The sequence below is a fragment of the Ensifer sp. B1-9 genome, assembly GCF_050474445.1.
In the GTDB taxonomy this organism is placed as follows: Bacteria; Pseudomonadota; Alphaproteobacteria; order Rhizobiales; family Rhizobiaceae; genus Ensifer.
Map to the genome: position 1 here is coordinate 155951 of NZ_JBCHVG010000016.1, position 15019 is coordinate 170969.

14 protein-coding genes and 1 pseudogene are annotated in these 15019 nt (G+C 63.3%); 6 read left to right on the top strand and 9 right to left on the bottom strand.

The genetic code is table 11. The features are described from left to right. Nucleotides 1-147 precede the first annotated feature (147 nt). On the top strand, nucleotides 148-1188 hold the full coding sequence (locus ACQ5BM_RS27720; RefSeq protein WP_429818237.1) for a dipeptidase: 1041 nt from the start codon (nucleotides 148-150) through the stop codon (nucleotides 1186-1188). Nucleotides 1189-1268: 80 nt separating this feature from the next. On the opposite strand, the gene ACQ5BM_RS27725 is transcribed toward ACQ5BM_RS27720, so the two are convergent. Continuing rightward, a complete protein-coding gene (locus tag ACQ5BM_RS27725; RefSeq protein WP_429818239.1) occupies nucleotides 1269-2138 on the bottom strand; it encodes a LysR substrate-binding domain-containing protein in 870 nt (289 codons plus the stop codon). A 185-nt stretch (nucleotides 2139-2323) separates the two neighbouring features. On the opposite strand from ACQ5BM_RS27725, the gene ACQ5BM_RS27730 reads away from it, so the two are divergent. Next, nucleotides 2324-3313, top strand: coding sequence for a quinone oxidoreductase family protein (locus tag ACQ5BM_RS27730; protein WP_429818242.1), 990 nt, complete (start codon nucleotides 2324-2326; stop codon nucleotides 3311-3313). Between the two features lie 9 nt (nucleotides 3314-3322). On the opposite strand, the gene ACQ5BM_RS27735 is transcribed toward ACQ5BM_RS27730, so the two are convergent. The 7 genes and pseudogenes from ACQ5BM_RS27735 to ACQ5BM_RS27765 all read right to left on the bottom strand — a co-directional run bounded on the left by ACQ5BM_RS27735 (nucleotide 3323) and on the right by ACQ5BM_RS27765 (nucleotide 10841). Then, entirely contained in the window at nucleotides 3323-4390 is a 1068-nt protein-coding gene (locus ACQ5BM_RS27735) for an ABC transporter ATP-binding protein (RefSeq protein ID WP_429818245.1), read from the bottom strand. Nucleotides 4391-4409: 19 nt separating this feature from the next. After that, nucleotides 4410-5231 carry a carbohydrate ABC transporter permease gene (locus ACQ5BM_RS27740; protein ID WP_429818247.1) on the bottom strand — a complete coding sequence of 274 codons (822 nt, stop codon included), beginning with the start codon at nucleotides 5229-5231 and terminating at the stop codon, nucleotides 4410-4412. Next, on the bottom strand, nucleotides 5228-6115 hold the full coding sequence (locus tag ACQ5BM_RS27745) for a carbohydrate ABC transporter permease (RefSeq protein WP_429818249.1): 888 nt from the start codon (nucleotides 6113-6115) through the stop codon (nucleotides 5228-5230). The genes ACQ5BM_RS27740 and ACQ5BM_RS27745 overlap by 4 nt, the downstream gene beginning before the upstream one ends. A 153-nt stretch (nucleotides 6116-6268) precedes the next feature. Continuing rightward, nucleotides 6269-7603 (bottom strand): extracellular solute-binding protein, encoded by a 1335-nt coding sequence (locus ACQ5BM_RS27750; RefSeq protein ID WP_429818252.1) that lies wholly within the window; start codon nucleotides 7601-7603, stop codon nucleotides 6269-6271. Beyond that, a pseudogene (locus tag ACQ5BM_RS27755) lies at nucleotides 7600-9089 on the bottom strand (putative N-acetylmannosamine-6-phosphate 2-epimerase). The gene ACQ5BM_RS27750 and the pseudogene ACQ5BM_RS27755 overlap by 4 nt, the downstream one beginning before the upstream one ends. A 139-nt stretch (nucleotides 9090-9228) precedes the next feature. After that, entirely contained in the window at nucleotides 9229-9975 is a 747-nt protein-coding gene (locus tag ACQ5BM_RS27760) for a GntR family transcriptional regulator (RefSeq protein ID WP_429818254.1), read from the bottom strand. 170 nt (nucleotides 9976-10145) lie between these two features. Beyond that, nucleotides 10146-10841 (bottom strand): helix-turn-helix domain-containing protein, encoded by a 696-nt coding sequence (locus ACQ5BM_RS27765; RefSeq protein ID WP_429818256.1) that lies wholly within the window; start codon nucleotides 10839-10841, stop codon nucleotides 10146-10148. A 172-nt stretch (nucleotides 10842-11013) separates the two neighbouring features. Here ACQ5BM_RS27765 and ACQ5BM_RS27770 point away from each other — a divergent pair, with 172 nt between their 5' ends. Further along, nucleotides 11014-11196 (top strand): hypothetical protein, encoded by a 183-nt coding sequence (locus ACQ5BM_RS27770; protein WP_429818258.1) that lies wholly within the window; start codon nucleotides 11014-11016, stop codon nucleotides 11194-11196. 6 nt (nucleotides 11197-11202) lie between these two features. On the opposite strand, the gene ACQ5BM_RS27775 is transcribed toward ACQ5BM_RS27770, so the two are convergent. Beyond that, the gene (locus tag ACQ5BM_RS27775; protein WP_429818260.1) at nucleotides 11203-12066 is read right to left on the bottom strand and encodes a DMT family transporter; all 864 of its coding nucleotides are present in this window, start codon (nucleotides 12064-12066) and stop codon (nucleotides 11203-11205) included. A gap of 101 nt (nucleotides 12067-12167) precedes the next feature. On the opposite strand from ACQ5BM_RS27775, the gene ACQ5BM_RS27780 reads away from it, so the two are divergent. From ACQ5BM_RS27780 to ACQ5BM_RS27790, 3 genes are all read left to right on the top strand, one after another. Next, entirely contained in the window at nucleotides 12168-13589 is a 1422-nt protein-coding gene (locus tag ACQ5BM_RS27780; protein WP_429818262.1) for a PLP-dependent aminotransferase family protein, read from the top strand. 69 nt (nucleotides 13590-13658) lie between these two features. Further along, the gene (locus ACQ5BM_RS27785) at nucleotides 13659-13916 is read left to right on the top strand and encodes a hypothetical protein (RefSeq protein WP_429818264.1); all 258 of its coding nucleotides are present in this window, start codon (nucleotides 13659-13661) and stop codon (nucleotides 13914-13916) included. A 9-nt stretch (nucleotides 13917-13925) separates the two neighbouring features. After that, nucleotides 13926-14966 (top strand): glutamine synthetase beta-grasp domain-containing protein, encoded by a 1041-nt coding sequence (locus tag ACQ5BM_RS27790; protein ID WP_429818266.1) that lies wholly within the window; start codon nucleotides 13926-13928, stop codon nucleotides 14964-14966. Nucleotides 14967-15019: the final 53 nt, after the last annotated feature.

The following is a 15019-nucleotide window of genomic DNA, read 5'->3' on the forward strand; positions in this document are numbered from 1 at the left end:
GTGCTCTCTAGAGCGGCGTGGTTCGGATGAACACACTAAGGACGCTCTGAGGAAAAGGGGTGCGGTGCCCGCATCCAAAGTCTATGGTCCGTCCGCGACTATCCATGAGTCGCACGCAGGACAACAGGTTGAGAAGGCGATCCAGAATTGGCGATCCAAGCGAAAATTCCGGTCTTTGACGGACATAACGACGTGCTGTCGCGGCTCTGGCGTTCGCCCGGCGGCGCGCCGGAACGCCGCTTTCTCGATGGCGTCGATACCGGGCATATCGACCTTGACAAGGCAGAGGAGGGCGGTCTGGCCGGCGGCCTGTGCGCCGTCTATGTGTCCTCTCCGGGGCTCGCAAAAGACGGTAGCGGCGAGTTTGCGACGCCGGATCAGGCGAGCGCGCTCGAAGCGACGCTCGGCATGGCAAGCCTGTTGATCCGGATCGAGCGCCAGTCTGAGGGACGATTGAAGATCTGCCGGAGTGCGGCGGATATCCGCGGCGCCATGGCGAAGGGCGCGTTTGCGTCGGTGCTGCATATCGAAGGCATCGAGGCTGTCGGCGCCGACCTCGAAGCGCTCTACGTGCTCCATGCCGCCGGCCTGCGCACGCTTGGGCCTGTGTGGAGCCGGCCGAACATCTTCGCCTATGGCGTTCCATTCCGCTTTCCCTCCTCGCCCGATGTCGGCCCGGGCCTGACCGAAGCCGGCAGAGATCTGGTGCGCGCCTGCAACGAGCTGAAGATCATGCTCGACCTCTCGCACATGAACGAGCAGGGTTTCTGGGATATCGCCGCATTGTCGCAGGCGCCGCTGGTGGCGTCCCACTCCAACGTGCATGCGCTCTGCCCGCACAGCCGCAATCTGACCGATCGGCAGCTTGACGCAATCAAGGATACCGGCGGTCTCGCCGGCATCAATTTCGGCGTCCTGTTCCTGCGCTCCGATGGCGTCAAGAACCCGGATACGCCGCTGACGCTGCTTGCCGATCACATCGATTACATCGTCAATCGCATCGGCATCGAGCATGTCGCGCTCGGCTCGGACTTCGACGGAACGACGATCCCGGCCGCGATGCGCAGTGCGGCCGACCTGCCCCTGCTTGTCGACCTCCTGCGCGAGCGTGGCTACGACGATGCGGCGCTTGCCAGGATCTGCCATGGCAATTGGATCCGTGTTCTGGAGACGACCTGGGGAGCTTAAAACGCGTCGCGAACTTTCGGTTCGCGCCCCTGCGCTTTTTGATACTTCGCCTGTTGCACAAAACTGCTGCGCGACAGAGTTTAAGTATCCGGCGCCAGCGGCAGCCCCTCCAGCAGAACGGCGATCGCCGCGTCGACGACGGCTGCGCGGCGGTCCCTTGCAAAGAGCCCGTATTGGACCGGAAGCGGCTTCGGCACGCCGGCGGAAGCGGTGAGCACGCGCATCGTACTTGCCCGCACCGCCTCCGGCGGCAGCAATCCGATACCGAGGCCGTTTTCTATGGCGGCCTGCAGGGCCGTGATGCTCTGGCTCGTAAAGGTGATCCGATGTTCCCGCCCCTTGTCCGCCAGCGTTTCGATCATGCGCCGGCGCCACAGGCAGGGCGCGGCGAAGGCGACAAGATCGATCGGCCGCGTCTCGTCGAGCGCATAGTCCGTGGCGCAGACCCACTGCAGCTCGACGTTCCAGGTGGTCAGTGCATCGGCGGTCACGACGGAGGTCGGCACGACCATGATATCGAGATCGCCTTCGGGCCAGGACTTCCCGAGTGGGACGCATTGCTCGACAACCACGTCGAGCCGGATTTCCGAATAGCCGCGCCGCAGCCGTCCGAGCGCTTCCGGCAGCGCAGTCGTCGCCACTTCCTCGGCAAGGCCGACGCGCACGCCGCCGCTTAGTTCCGACTGCCGGAGGCGGGCCGCCGCTTCGTCGCCGAGTGCGAGCATCCGGGTCGCATATCCCAGGAACAGCTCGCCCTCGGGCGTCGGCACTACACCGCGGCCTGTGCGTTGGAACAGTTGTCGGCCGAGCAGGCTTTCGAGCCGGCGCATCTGCATGCTGAGCGCTGATTGGGTGCGGCCCGTCTGGGTGGCGACGCGGTTCAAGCTGCCCTGCCGACACACCGCGACATAGGTGCGCAGCAGGTCGATGCCGATCTGATCAGATATCATGAACTCTGAACTCTGTTGTCATCGATATCAGTCTACAATGGGAACTTCGGGATGGCTATCTATTCGCTGTGATCAGAGAGGAGCGCTTCAAGCGACGTTGCCCGTGACAGCCAAGCCGGCATCTATCGCCGTCTAGGCGCCGTTATGGTCCCGCCGCCAGCATCCCCATCCAAAGGAAGAAACGCATGAAAGCAATTCGCGTGCACCAGCACGGCGGGCCGGATGTGCTCGCCTATGAAAATGTCGAGATCGGCGAGCCAGGGCCAGGCGAGGTTCGCGTTCGCAACCGCGCGATCGGCGTCAACTTCGTCGACGTCTACCTGCGTCGTGGCTCCTATCCGCCTCCGCGGCTCCCATTCACGCCCGGAAAAGAAGGGGCAGGCGAGGTGATCTCTGTCGGACCTGACGTCGAGGCCTTCAAGCCGGGCGATCGGGTCGCCTATGCCGAGGCGCTCGGCGCCTATGCGGAAGAGCACAATGTGCCTGCCCATGTCCTCGTGCACCTGCCGGACGATATCGGTTTCGAGACGGGTGCTGCGATGATGCTGAAGGGCCTGACGGCACAATATCTCCTGCGTCGCACCTTCCGGGTCGAGGCCGGTCACACCATCCTCGTCCATGCGGCGGCGGGCGGTGTCGGCCTGATCCTGACACAATGGGCGAAGCATCTTGGCGCAACGGTTATCGGTACGGTCGGCTCAGCGGAAAAGGCTGAGCTCGCGCGGGCAAATGGCGCCGACCACGTAATCGACTATGGCAAGGAGAACTTCGTTGCGCGCGTTCGCGAGATTACGGAAGGCAGGGGCGTCGATGTCGTCTATGACGGCATCGGCAAGGCGACCTTCGGAGGCTCGCTCGACAGCCTGCGGCCGTTCGGTCATTTCGTGAGCTTCGGCGCGGCGTCCGGTCCCATCGCGCCGTTCGACATCACGATACTGGCGATGAAGGGCTCGCTCTACGCCACCTGGCCGCTGTTGCCGACGCATCTGGCGCGGCGCGACGATGTGCTCGCCATGAGCACGGACCTCTTCGACATCGTCGCGAGCGGCGCGGTCAAGATCCCCGTCCACGCACGCCTGCCCTTGGCGGAGGCGGCCGACGCGCACCGCCGGCTCGAAGGACGCCAGACGACGGGTGCGATGGTGCTGCTGCCTGAGCGTGTCAGGGAAGGCTGAGAGCTTGTGTCAGTGACGGGCGCCGATGGCGGCGCCCGCACCGTCGAACAGCGAGGACCGGGCCTCATCGATCCTGATGCCGACGGCTTCCCCGACCTGGAAAGGCGTGTCGGCCGGCGCGCTGACATTTATCAGGCCCAGCCTGCCGGCACGCACGAAGACGCTCATGTTGCCGCCGAGATACTCACTCGCCTCGACGACGCCGCGGCAATGGCCGCTGTCGGGCGCGACCAGCGAGAGGTGTTCGGGGCGAGCTCCCAGTTGCTCGGGCGCGGCCATTCCCGGCATTGCGAGCGCCAGGTGCCCTTCGCCGCTCAGGTCGATCCGGTCGCCGCCGTCGCGTCGGCAGGGCAAGAGGTTCATCTTCGGGCTGCCGATGAACTGCGCAACGAAAAGATTGGCGGGTTTCTCGTAGAGCTCTCGCGGGCTGCCCTGCTGCATGATCCGCCCATCCTTCATGACGACGATCCGGTCGGCCAGCGTCATCGCTTCCACCTGGTCATGGGTCACGTAGATCATGGTGGCGCCGAGCGTGCGATGCAGCTTGGCGATTTCGAGCCGCATATCGACGCGCAACGCCGCATCGAGGTTCGACAACGGTTCGTCGAAGAGAAAACCGACCGGCTCGCGCACGATCGCCCGCCCGATGGCGACGCGCTGGCGCTGACCGCCGGAGAGTTCCTTCGGGTAACGGTCGAGCAGCGACGTGAGCTTCAGCGTTTCGGCTGCAGTCTCGATCTTGGCCTTTGCGACCGCAGCCGGCACCTTGGCGAGCTTCAAGCCGAAGCCCATGTTCTGGCGCACGGTCATGTGCGGATAGAGCGCGTAGGATTGGAAGACCATGGCGAGCTGGCGATCGACCGGCGAGGCGGCGGTCATGTCCCTGCCGTCGATCAGGATCTCGCCGGCTGTGGTTTCTTCGAGGCCGGCAATCATTCGCAACAGCGTCGACTTTCCGCATCCGGAAGGCCCGACGATGACGACGAATTCGCCGTCGGCAATCTCCAGGTCGAGCTCCCTGATGATCTCCACCGCGCCATAGCGCTTGCCGGCTTTCCTGAGCGAAATCGTACCCATGCGTCTCTCCTGAAAACGTTCAACCCTTGACCGCGCCGGCGGTCATCGAACCGCTGATCTGGCGATACATGACGAGGCCAAGCAACATCGGCGGCAAGGCGCCGACGATCATCACGGCCGAGGCCACGCCCCATTGCACGCCGCCGCCGCTGGCAGCAAAGAAGAAGGAGGCGCCAACGGTAACCGGCACCGCCTTCGATGTCGTCAGCATCAGACCGAACAGGAATTCGTTCCAGGCGGTGATGAAGCCGAAGATCAGGCTGGTGACGATTGCCGGACGACAAAGCGGTGTCACGACGCGCAAGAGGATCTGCGTGCGGCTTGCACCATCCATTAGCGCCGCCTCGTCGAGTTCGGCTGGCAGATCGCGAATGGCGTTGACGAGAATGACCAGCGCGAGCGGCAGGTTGACGATCGTGAGGATCAACCCCAGTCCGAGGCGGGTGTCGAGCAACGCCAGCCACTGGAACATCATGTAGAGCGGGATCGCGAAGATGATCAGCGGCACGGCGCGCAGATTGACTATGAAAGGTAGCAGCGTGCGCTCGCCGAACTTGCCGCGGGCGATCGCATAGGCCGCCGGCAATGCCAGCGCGACGGCCAGAACGGTTCCCATCAGCGCCACGGCAAGGCTGTTGAACAGATAGAGGAAGATGTTCAGCCGATCCGATACGTGGAAGACGGTCAGGTAGTTTTCAAGCGTTGGCGCCTGAACCCAGAGGCCGGGATTGCCGGAGAGTTCACGTGCACTCTTGAACGAGGTCGAAAGCGTCACCAGGACCGGGAAATTCAGGGCGACAGCGGCGACGGCGAAGACAACCCAGCGCAGTGCGGCGATCATCGTTTGGCTCCTTTCCTTCTGCTCGCAAGGGCATTGACGCCATAGAGCGCCGCAAAGGAGGCGGCAAACAGGATGACCGAGGCGGCGACGGCCTTGCCGATCGCACCCTGCTTGAAGAAGGCCTCGTAGATGTAGATCGACAGCGACGCCGTCGATCCGCCGGGGCCGCTGCCGGTCAGCACGTAGACATTGTCGAAGACCCGGAAGCCGTCGATGAAACGGATGAGCAGGGCGGCGGCGATGGTCGGGCCCATCATCGGCAGTTCGATGTACCACAGGCGCTGCAGGCTCTTGGCCCCGTCCATGGCGGAGGCTTCGGCAATTTCCGACGGGATCGCCTGGTAGGCCATGTAGAAGAGCAACAGCGCAAATGGCGTCCATTGCAGCGTCTCGACGACGACCAGCGTCCAGAAGGCGGAGCCGGGACCGAGAAAAGAGACGCTGGCGCCAAAATAGGTCCAGAGATAATAGGGCACCGGTCCGACGAATTCGTGCAGGACGAGACGATACATCAGCCCGACCAGCGCTGGCGCGACCATCAGCGGCAGCATCAGGATCGCCATCAGCCAACTCCGCCGTTCGATAAGTGGCGACAGGAATATCGCCAGAAACAGGCCGAGCAGACATTCGAGGGCGGCGGTCAGCAGTCCGAAACGGAGCGAGAACCAGCTCGCCTGCCAAAAGGCGCCATCGCTCCAGACCGCCAGGAAGTTCTTAAGCCCGGTGAACGCCGGCTGGCGAAGGGTCTCGAAGGAAACCTCGGAGACCGAATAGATCAGATTGACGACCGCCGGGAACCCCAGGAAGACGAGCAGGAAGAGGATCAGCGGCGTGGCGAGCAGCCGGAACTCTGGGGCGTAGGATTGTGGTCTGGCTATCGTCATGACGCTGATCTGTGTCTGTTGTCGGGGCGTGGATGAGGGCGGACGGCGCGCGCCCTCATCGGTGGCAACCATGCGATACGGCCCGAACCGGACCACCGCGACGTCGCCGGTTTCCGGTTGTGGCACCCGAAGCGATGCCACAACCGGCCCGGCTTACTTCAGCAGTTCCGCCATGCCCTTCTCGGCATTGGCGAGCGCATCGTCGAGCGATTGCTGGCCGGACCAGTAACCGGTGAACTCCTTGGCCTGCAGTTCGTAGACTGACAGTGCCTTGGCCGAGGTGCCACCGTTCATGACGTAGCCGTACTTGCCGGCGAATTCGCCGAGCTTGACCAGATCCGGCCTGGTGTCTGCGACCTCGGCCACCACTTCCGGAGTGAGTGCCGGTGCGCCATTGTTCTTGGCGTAGATCAGCGCGGCTTCCTTCGAGGACAGCCACTTCAGGAACTTCGCCGCGCCCTCCTTGTTTTCGGCATTCTTGTTGAGACCGAAGCCGAGGCCGTGGATATGGGTGAAGCGACCCTCGGGTCCGGCGGGCGGCGCCACCGTATCGGTGACGTCGGCAACAGCAGGAGATTTCTCCTTGCTCGTCAGATCGCCGGCCGCCGCGTTCCATTGCAACATGGCCGCCACCTGGCCGGATGCGAAGGCGGCGTTGGCTTCGGCAAACTCGTAGGACAGCGAGTCCTTCGGCGTTGCGCCATTGTCATAGAGGAGCTTGTAGATTTCGAGGCCCTTGCGATAGGCGTCGGAATTGACGGTCACCTTACCGCTGTCGTCCAGCCAGTTCGCGCCATAGGCACGCGGTATCGACTGCCAGACCATGATGTTGAACAGCAGGTTCTTGAGCTGCAGTACCGTGCCGTAGCGAGTCGGGCTGTCCGGATTGATCGCCTGCGAGAAATAGAGCGCGGTGGCGGCGTAGTCGTCCCATGTCCATTCATCGGGCGTCTTCGGCTCGAGCTTCTTGCCGAGATATTTCTCCGAGATCTCGGCATATTTCGCCTTGCCGGCGTCATCTTTCAGCAGGGCATCGATCAGATCCTTGCGGAAATACATGAAGTGCAGCGAGAGATCGGTCGGCACGCCATATTGCTTGCCCTGATACTGCATAGTCGACAGCACGGAGTTGCCATAGACCGCCTTGGCTTCGCTCGAAAGTTCCACCGGCTCCATGAACGGCGCGTAGCGGCCGATCGAATAGGTGGCGAGCAGGTTGAGATCGAAGGCCTTCGAGCCGGCCGCGAGATCGGCCTGCAGCTTGTCCCAGAAACCGTCGCGGTTGAAGAATAGAAGTTCGACCTTATCGCCCTCGGCAACGTCGGATTTGGCATTATAGGCGTCGGCGGCGGCGCGTAGCGCCACTTCCTCCGGGCCGCCCGGCCAGCCGAGCACCGTCACTTCCGCAAGCGCCGGGTTGGTCGCCAGCAGGCCGGCAATGCACGCTGCCGTCAACAGCGCCTTTTTCCTCATTGTCGCAAATGTCATCTTTGGTTCTCCCTCAAGTTTTGTTGATGCTCTGCAAGATCAGCAATGCCGATCACCCCTGCATTCTCCCCAAGGGCGGCGGCATGTAGCGATGGTCGAAGTCGAGGCGGCACTGGTTCCAGCGCGCGCTCCACGGCGGCGAGATAGCCCTCGGCCAAGCCGATGCTGCCGCCGATGACGATGCGCCTCGGGTCCAGCGCGAGCTGGATGTTGCGGCACAGCAGAGCCGTGCGCTCTGCCGATGTCTCGATGATGCGCTTTGCCCAGGCGTGTTGATCGCGGGCGGCAAAGACATCCCGCGCCGTGGCACCAGATTGGTGGGGGGCTGCCTCCTTGGCGATCCAGTGGCCGGAGACGCGATCTTCGAGAGTCTCATCAGGCCATTCGGCGCTGCGCGACTGTCCGAAATGCCCGGCAAGCCCCTTGAGCAGGCGGCCGTTCAGCACGATGCCACCACCGATACCTGTGGAGATCGTCAGGAATACCATGTCTTCCCGGTTTCCCGCGCCAAAGACGTATTCACCCCAGGCCGCCGCCTGGGCGTCGTTTGCGGCGAACACGTGCACGCCCGCAAGCTGCTCGATCGTCTTCTTCAATGGAAAGCGATCGGGTATATCGAGCGTCTTACGATTGAGCGCCGACCAGTGACCGTCATCGACAATGCCTGAGACCGCGGCGCCGACATGGCCGTAGGTACCGCGCCAAGAGGCGATCGCGCCAAAAAGTGCGGCGAGCCATTGCGCCGGATCGCCTTGGCGTGGGGTCGGCATCCGTCGTGTATCGACGATCTCTGTTCCCCGAACGAGGGCTGCCAGCATCTTCGTGCCGCCAAGGTCGATCGCAAGGACGGTTTGGGCGCGTGCCATTTTCAGGCCTCGCTTCCGGCAAGCGTTTGATCGAGCGCCTGCCTGAACCACGACGTCACGTGTTCGGGCCGCGTGATGGCGGAGCCGACAACGACGGTGAAGGCGCCGGCTTGAAGCGCCTGGGCCGCCTGCTCGGGCGTACGCACGCATCCTTCGGCGACCACGTGCGGGGTCAGCTTGCGCATGGCGGCGATGAGCGGCAAGTCCGGTTCGGTAGGCTCGACCGGACCCGTATAACCGGCAAGGGTCGAGCCGACGATGTCGGCGCCTTCGGCCAAGGCGTGCTCGGCGTCGGCAATGACAGAGCAATCGGCCATGGCGATCTTGCCGGCGGCGTGGATGCGCTCGACCAATGCCTTGGTCGCAACCGGTCGCTCACGCGCGGTCGCGTCATAGGCGATGATATCGGCGCCAGCGGCGGCCAGGGCATCCACGTCCTCCAAGAGCGGTGTGATGCGTACGGGTGAGCGTTCCAGGTCGCGCTTGACGAGGCCGATGATCGGGCGAGCGGTCGCCTGGCGCACGGCACGGACATAGTCGGCGGATTCGATGCGGAGACCGAGCGCGCCGCCGTCAAGCGCCGCCAGGGCGAAGCCGACGACCATGGCTGCATTGTCCATGACGCCGCCCTTCACCGGTTGGCAGGAAACGATCAAACCGTGCTTGAGGCTATGAATGTCGAAGGTCACGCAGGCTCTCCCCAATGGAGGCCTCACGGTAGCAGTGTAAGACCAGATTGCAACAGGAATTATACTGGTATTATCGCATCAGCTCGATGACGAAATCGTAGACGTCACCCCGATATTTGGTCTGAGTGAATTCGACGATCTGACCGTCGGCCAGGAAGCAGCGTCGCTCCATGACGAGCAGGCTCGTGCCCTCGGGCGTCGCGAGCAGCCGCCGTTCCTCCTCGCTTGCGGGTTTCGCCTGCATGCGCTGAAGCGCCCGCACGGGCAGGGCGCTATGGGCGGCGAGATATTCGTAGAGGGAGGCGCCGATCGCGTCGGGGTCCGGCACGAAACGGGCCGGAAGCGACGCCGTCTCGATCGCGATCGGGGTGTCGTTGGCGGTTCTGAGACGCCGGAGCCGAACGATCTTCTCTCCGGCTGGAATGCCGAGCGCCATCATTTCGGCGGGCGATGGCCGGCTGATTTCGCGCGAAATCCAGATGCAGCCGGGTTCCAGGCCGCGGGAGCGCATGTCTTCGGAGAAGCTCGTCATTGTCGCGAGCGACTTCTCGACACGTGAGGAAACCACCGTTTTGGCTCCCTGCCGACGGTCGAGCAGGCCATCGGCGACAAGGCCCTCGATCGCCTTGCGCACCGTCACGCGCGAGATCGACAGTCCCTCGCTCAAGTCCCGTTCGCTGGGAATGACTGCGCCACGCCGAAGCGTCGAGGCATCGATCGCCTGCTTGATCGCCACTTCCAGGCGACGGTAGAGAGGCTCGCCGCTGTCGCCGGACATCGCGCGCGCAAGAAAGTCCAGGGTTGCCTGATCGCTCATGAGGATCACCTTTTCGAGATGAGTCCTTATGCAAAATTTTTCTTCGGTTTTAAACTGGTATTATCATCGGGTGTCATCCGGGCGCCCCAATCCGCTGTCTGCGCGCCGGATTGAACGGCGAGCGCCGCGGCGCAGTCGCGTTTTCGGCGGAGAGCTGCCTTCGATCTCACTCAGTTTTCTTGGCTGCTCTCGGTCTTCCCGGAGGCATTCCATCGGCTCTCTGCGCGGGTCACCGCAAGGCTGTCGGTCGGATTGCCTGACGGATCGCCGTCGCCGAAGACATCCATGGTGCAGGTGTGCAGGATTGTGGTCGGCTCGCCGGTGTGGTTCCACATCGTGTGGGTGCGGACCGATGGAAAATGCGCGGAATCGCCAGCCTCCAACACCATGCGCTCGCCGTCTACCTCCAGCGTCAAGGCGCCCTGGAGGATGAAGAAGATCTCTTCGCCCTCGTGCGACATCGGTTCGCTGCGGTGTCCCGGTGGCTCGTGAATGATGGTGCTTCTGAGTACATTGCCGGGGAAGGATGCGGAGAGCCGCTCATAGGAGACGGCCTTGCCGCTTTCTCCGCCGAGACCATAGACCGGTCGGTGTTCGCGACGGGTGAAGGGCGTCGCGACCTTCGGCGGGTTGAGGAAGCTGCCGGCCTCGACCTTCAGCGTCCGGCACACGGCGATCAGCGAAGTCAGGGAGGGAACGGTGATGCCGCGCTCGATCTGCGAGATGAAGCCGACAGAGAAACCCGCCTCGTCGGCGACCTCCTGAAGCGTCATCTTCAGCGCCTTGCGCCGTTGGCGCAGGCGATCGCCGAGCGACGGCGCCTCTGCCCCGCCGGTAGGTGCGCCGCTGGCATGGTCCGTCGTCACTGTCTGTCCCCTTCTCGTCTCCCCTCAAGCTAGGGCGCAGCCCGAATTCCTGTCAATCGATTTTAGATATCCTAAAAATCTTCGACCGCGGCAGGAGGCCAGAAACGGCAAAGGGGCAGGCTCCTGGCGGGTGGTTGCCGAGAGTGAGAGCAGAGGCCTCCCAAGTCTGCTCGTGGTTCTTCCGGTCGTAGGCCGGATCGCGCGATCTACGCGGGCGGTGGAGCAAGACCTCGGTCTTGGCTCCTTGCCGCTCTGGCCGATCAAGCACCTGATCGACGCGGGCAAGGTCGATCTCGTGCTCGAAGACTTCGAACCCGCTCCCGTGTTTCGCCCGCCGCCTGACCTTGATCTCTGAAGGCGTCTACTTCGCGAACTTTTTGGCGCCGGCGACGCAGAACACGATCGCGCCCGTGGTCGCGAGCATGCCCCAGCTTACGGCCTCACCCAGGAGCGTCGCCGCAAGCGCCAGGCCGAAGAACGGCTGCAGCAATTGTAACTGGCCGACGCCGGCGACGCCGCCAAGCGCGAGGCCGCGATACCAGAAGACGAAGCCGACGAGCATGCTGAAGACCGATACATAGGCAAGCCCCGTCCAGGCGGCGTGATTGACCGTCGAGAAGGAGGCCGGCATGGTGAAAAGCGTGAGCGCGAGCATGATGGGCAGTGACAGTACCAGCGCCCAGCAGATCACCTGCCAGCCGCCGAGCTTGCGCGAAAGGCTGGCGCCTTCGGCATAGCCGAGGCCGCAGACGATGATGGCGCCGAGCATCAAGAGGTCACCTACGGGAGATGCGGCGAAGCCCTGCATCAGGGCAAAACCAACGACCGCCGCACTTCCAAGGGAGGAAAACAGCCAGAAGGCCGGGCGCGGCCGCTCGCCGGCGCGCAGCACGCCGAAGATGGCGGTTGCCAGCGGCAGCAGTCCGACGAAGACGATCAGATGCGCCGAGGTGACATGCTGCAGCGCCAGGGCGGTCAACAGCGGGAAGCCAAGAACGACGCCGAAGGCGACGATTGCGAGCGAAACGAGATCGGTCCGCGCCGGGCGCGACTGGCGGAAGACAATAAGCAGCGCGAGTCCGAGCAGGCCGGCGATCGCCGCGCGCGCCACTGTCAGAAACACCGGATCGAAATCCATCACCGCGACGCGTGTCGCCGGAAGGGATCCACTGAAGATCAATACTCCGAGAAAGCCGCTCACCCAACCGTCTGCCGTCTTGTCCATAATAGGCTCCTTTTTCGCCTGTATCGGTCGGACGGGCTGGTCTCGCCAGAGACAATACGGTACAGTTTTTCCAAACTGTAATGGACGCTTAGGCAGTACGGATGACGGTGCAAGAACTCGGTCTCGGCAGCGAGACATTGCTCGAAGGCGTGATGGCGACGATCCGGCAGCGGATCTCGGCCCGCGTTCTGACGCCGGGGGCGAAGCTGCCGTCGATCCGCGCCTTCGCCAAGACCATGCGCGTTTCCAAGTCCACCGTCGTCGAAGCCTATGAGCGGCTTGTGGCCGAAGGGATCATTCGCTCGAAGCCCGGCGCCGGCTTCTTTGTCTCGGCGCCCCTGGCGCCTCTGTCTTTGGCCGAGATCGGCCCGCGGCTCGACCGCGCCGTCGATCCGCTCTGGGTCTCGCGCCAGGCGCTGGAAACCGGCGACAAAGTGCTGAAGCCGGGCTGCGGCTGGCTGCCGCCGAGCTGGATGCCGGAGGCGGCCCTGCGCCGCGCGCTCAAGTCCGCGGCCCGGCTGGAGGCGAGCGGTCTGACCGACTATGGAACGCCGCTTGGCCATCGGCCACTGCGCCAGCTTCTGGCGCGGCGTCTCGGTGAGCATGGCGTCGAGGCGTCACCCGATCAGATCATCCTGACGGAATCGGGGACGCAGGCGATCGACCTTCTCTGTCGCTTCCTGCTTGAGCCGGGCGATACGGTCGTGGTCGACGACCCCTGCTATTTCAATTTTCATGCCTTGCTGCGCGCTCATCGGGCTGAGGTGGTCAGCGTTCCCTATACGCCCATGGGGCCCGACCTCGAACAATTTGCCGAAGTGCTGGCGGCGCATCGGCCGCGGCTCTACATCACCAATTCTGCACTTCATAACCCAACCAGCGCAACGCTCTCGCCCGTTGTCGCGCATCGCCTGCTCAAGCTTGCCGAGCAGGCGGGGCTGACGATCGTCGAGGATGATATCTTTGCCGATTTCGAACATGTGCCGGCCCCGCGGCTCGCCGCCTTCGACGGCCTTGATCGCGTGGTGCAGATCGGCAGCTTTTCCAAGACCCTCTCTGCCTCGATGCGCTGCGGCTTCATCGCCGCGCCGCGCGACTGGATCGAAGGGCTCACCGACCTGAAGATCGCCACGACCTTTGGCGGGCCGAGCCTTGCGGCGGAGCTCGTTTTTTCGGTGCTCAAGGACGGCAGCTATCGCAAGCACATGGAGGCGGTGCGCCAGCGCTTAGCGCGGGCAATGAGCGACACGGCGGCACGGCTCGGTGATATCGGCATCACGCCATGGATCGAGCCGCAGGCTGGAATGTTTCTCTGGTGCCGCTTGCCGGACGGTATCGATGCGGCCGACGTGGCACAAAAGGCGTTGCTTCAGGAGATCGTGCTCGCGCCCGGCAATGTCTTCAGCCATGCCGGCATGGCCAACGGCTTCCTGCGCTTCAATGTCTCTCAATGCGATGACGAGCGGCTTTTCAAGGTGCTGCCTTCGATCATGTTCCAATGCAGAGGCGCGCGAGTGGGCTGAGCGCGGCGGCCGGCCAACGGCAGCTGCACTTTTTAAAGGCAATCGCCGGCGATCTGCGGGGAAGGGTGGTTGATCTCAGCGTTGCCGATTTGCTTTGCTGCGGAGTCGAGCAGCTATCGCCTATTTTTTGTGCATCTCGCTTCTTCCTTGCGCTATTGCACCGGCTCGCTGGCGTTGGCGCGTGCCGGTAGTGGCGATTTTCCCTGGATTCTCGGCGTTGAATCCGAGTTGGCACGATTAATGCTTCTTAACAGGCATCGGTCGTCGGGCAAGCCGTTCTGGGTTGCCCAGCCGCTTCGGAACCCAGCCATTCCTGGCGTCAAGTGAGAGAACGAAATGACAAAGTTTAAGCTCGAATACATCTGGCTCGACGGTTACAAGCCTACCCCGAACCTGCGCGGCAAGACCCTTATCAAGGAATTCGACGCTTTCCCGACGCTTGAACAGCTTCCCTTCTGGGGCTTCGACGGCTCGTCCACGATGCAGGCCGAAGGCAGCAGCTCTGACTGCGTGCTGAAGCCGGTTGCCGTCCATCCGGACCCGGAGCGCAAGAACGGCGTGCTCGTTCTCTGCGAAGTCATGATGCCCGATGGCAAGACACCGCATCCGTCCAACACCCGCGCGTCGATCCTCGACGACGAAGGCGCATGGTTCGGTTTCGAGCAGGAGTATTTCTTCTATCAGAACGGCCGCCCGCTCGGTTTCCCGGAAGCCGGCTTCCCCGCGCCTCAGGGCCCCTATTACTGCGGCGTCGGCTTCAGCAATGTCGGCGATGTCGCCCGCAAGATCGTCGAAGAGCACCTCGACATTTGCCTGGCTGCCGGCATCAACCATGAAGGCATCAATGCGGAAGTCGCCAAGGGCCAGTGGGAATTCCAGGTGTTCGGCAAGGGCTCGCGCAAGGCCGCCGACGAAATCTGGCTCGCCCGCTATCTGCTACAGCGCCTGACCGAGAAGTACGGCATCGACGTCGAATACCACTGCAAGCCGCTCGGCGACACCGACTGGAACGGTTCGGGCATGCACGCCAACTTCTCGACCGCCTACATGCGCGAAGTCGGCGGCAAGGATTACTTCGAAAACCTGATGGCTGCCTTCGCCGAAGCCCGCGCAGACCATATCGCGGTTTACGGCCCGGACAACCATATGCGCCTCACCGGCAAGCACGAAACCGCCTCGATCCACCAGTTCAGCTACGGCGTGGCTGACCGCGGCGCTTCGATCCGCGTTCCGCACAGCTTCGTAAACAACGACTACAAGGGCTACCTGGAAGATCGCCGCCCGAACTCCAAGGGTGACCCCTACCAGATCGCATCGCAGATCCTGAAGACGATCGCCACCGTTCCGACCGGCGTCGAGAATCGCGAAGCCGCCTGAATTTCGGGCCCGGCGCACACGAGGACGCCGGGCCAAAATCAACGGGTTGCGCT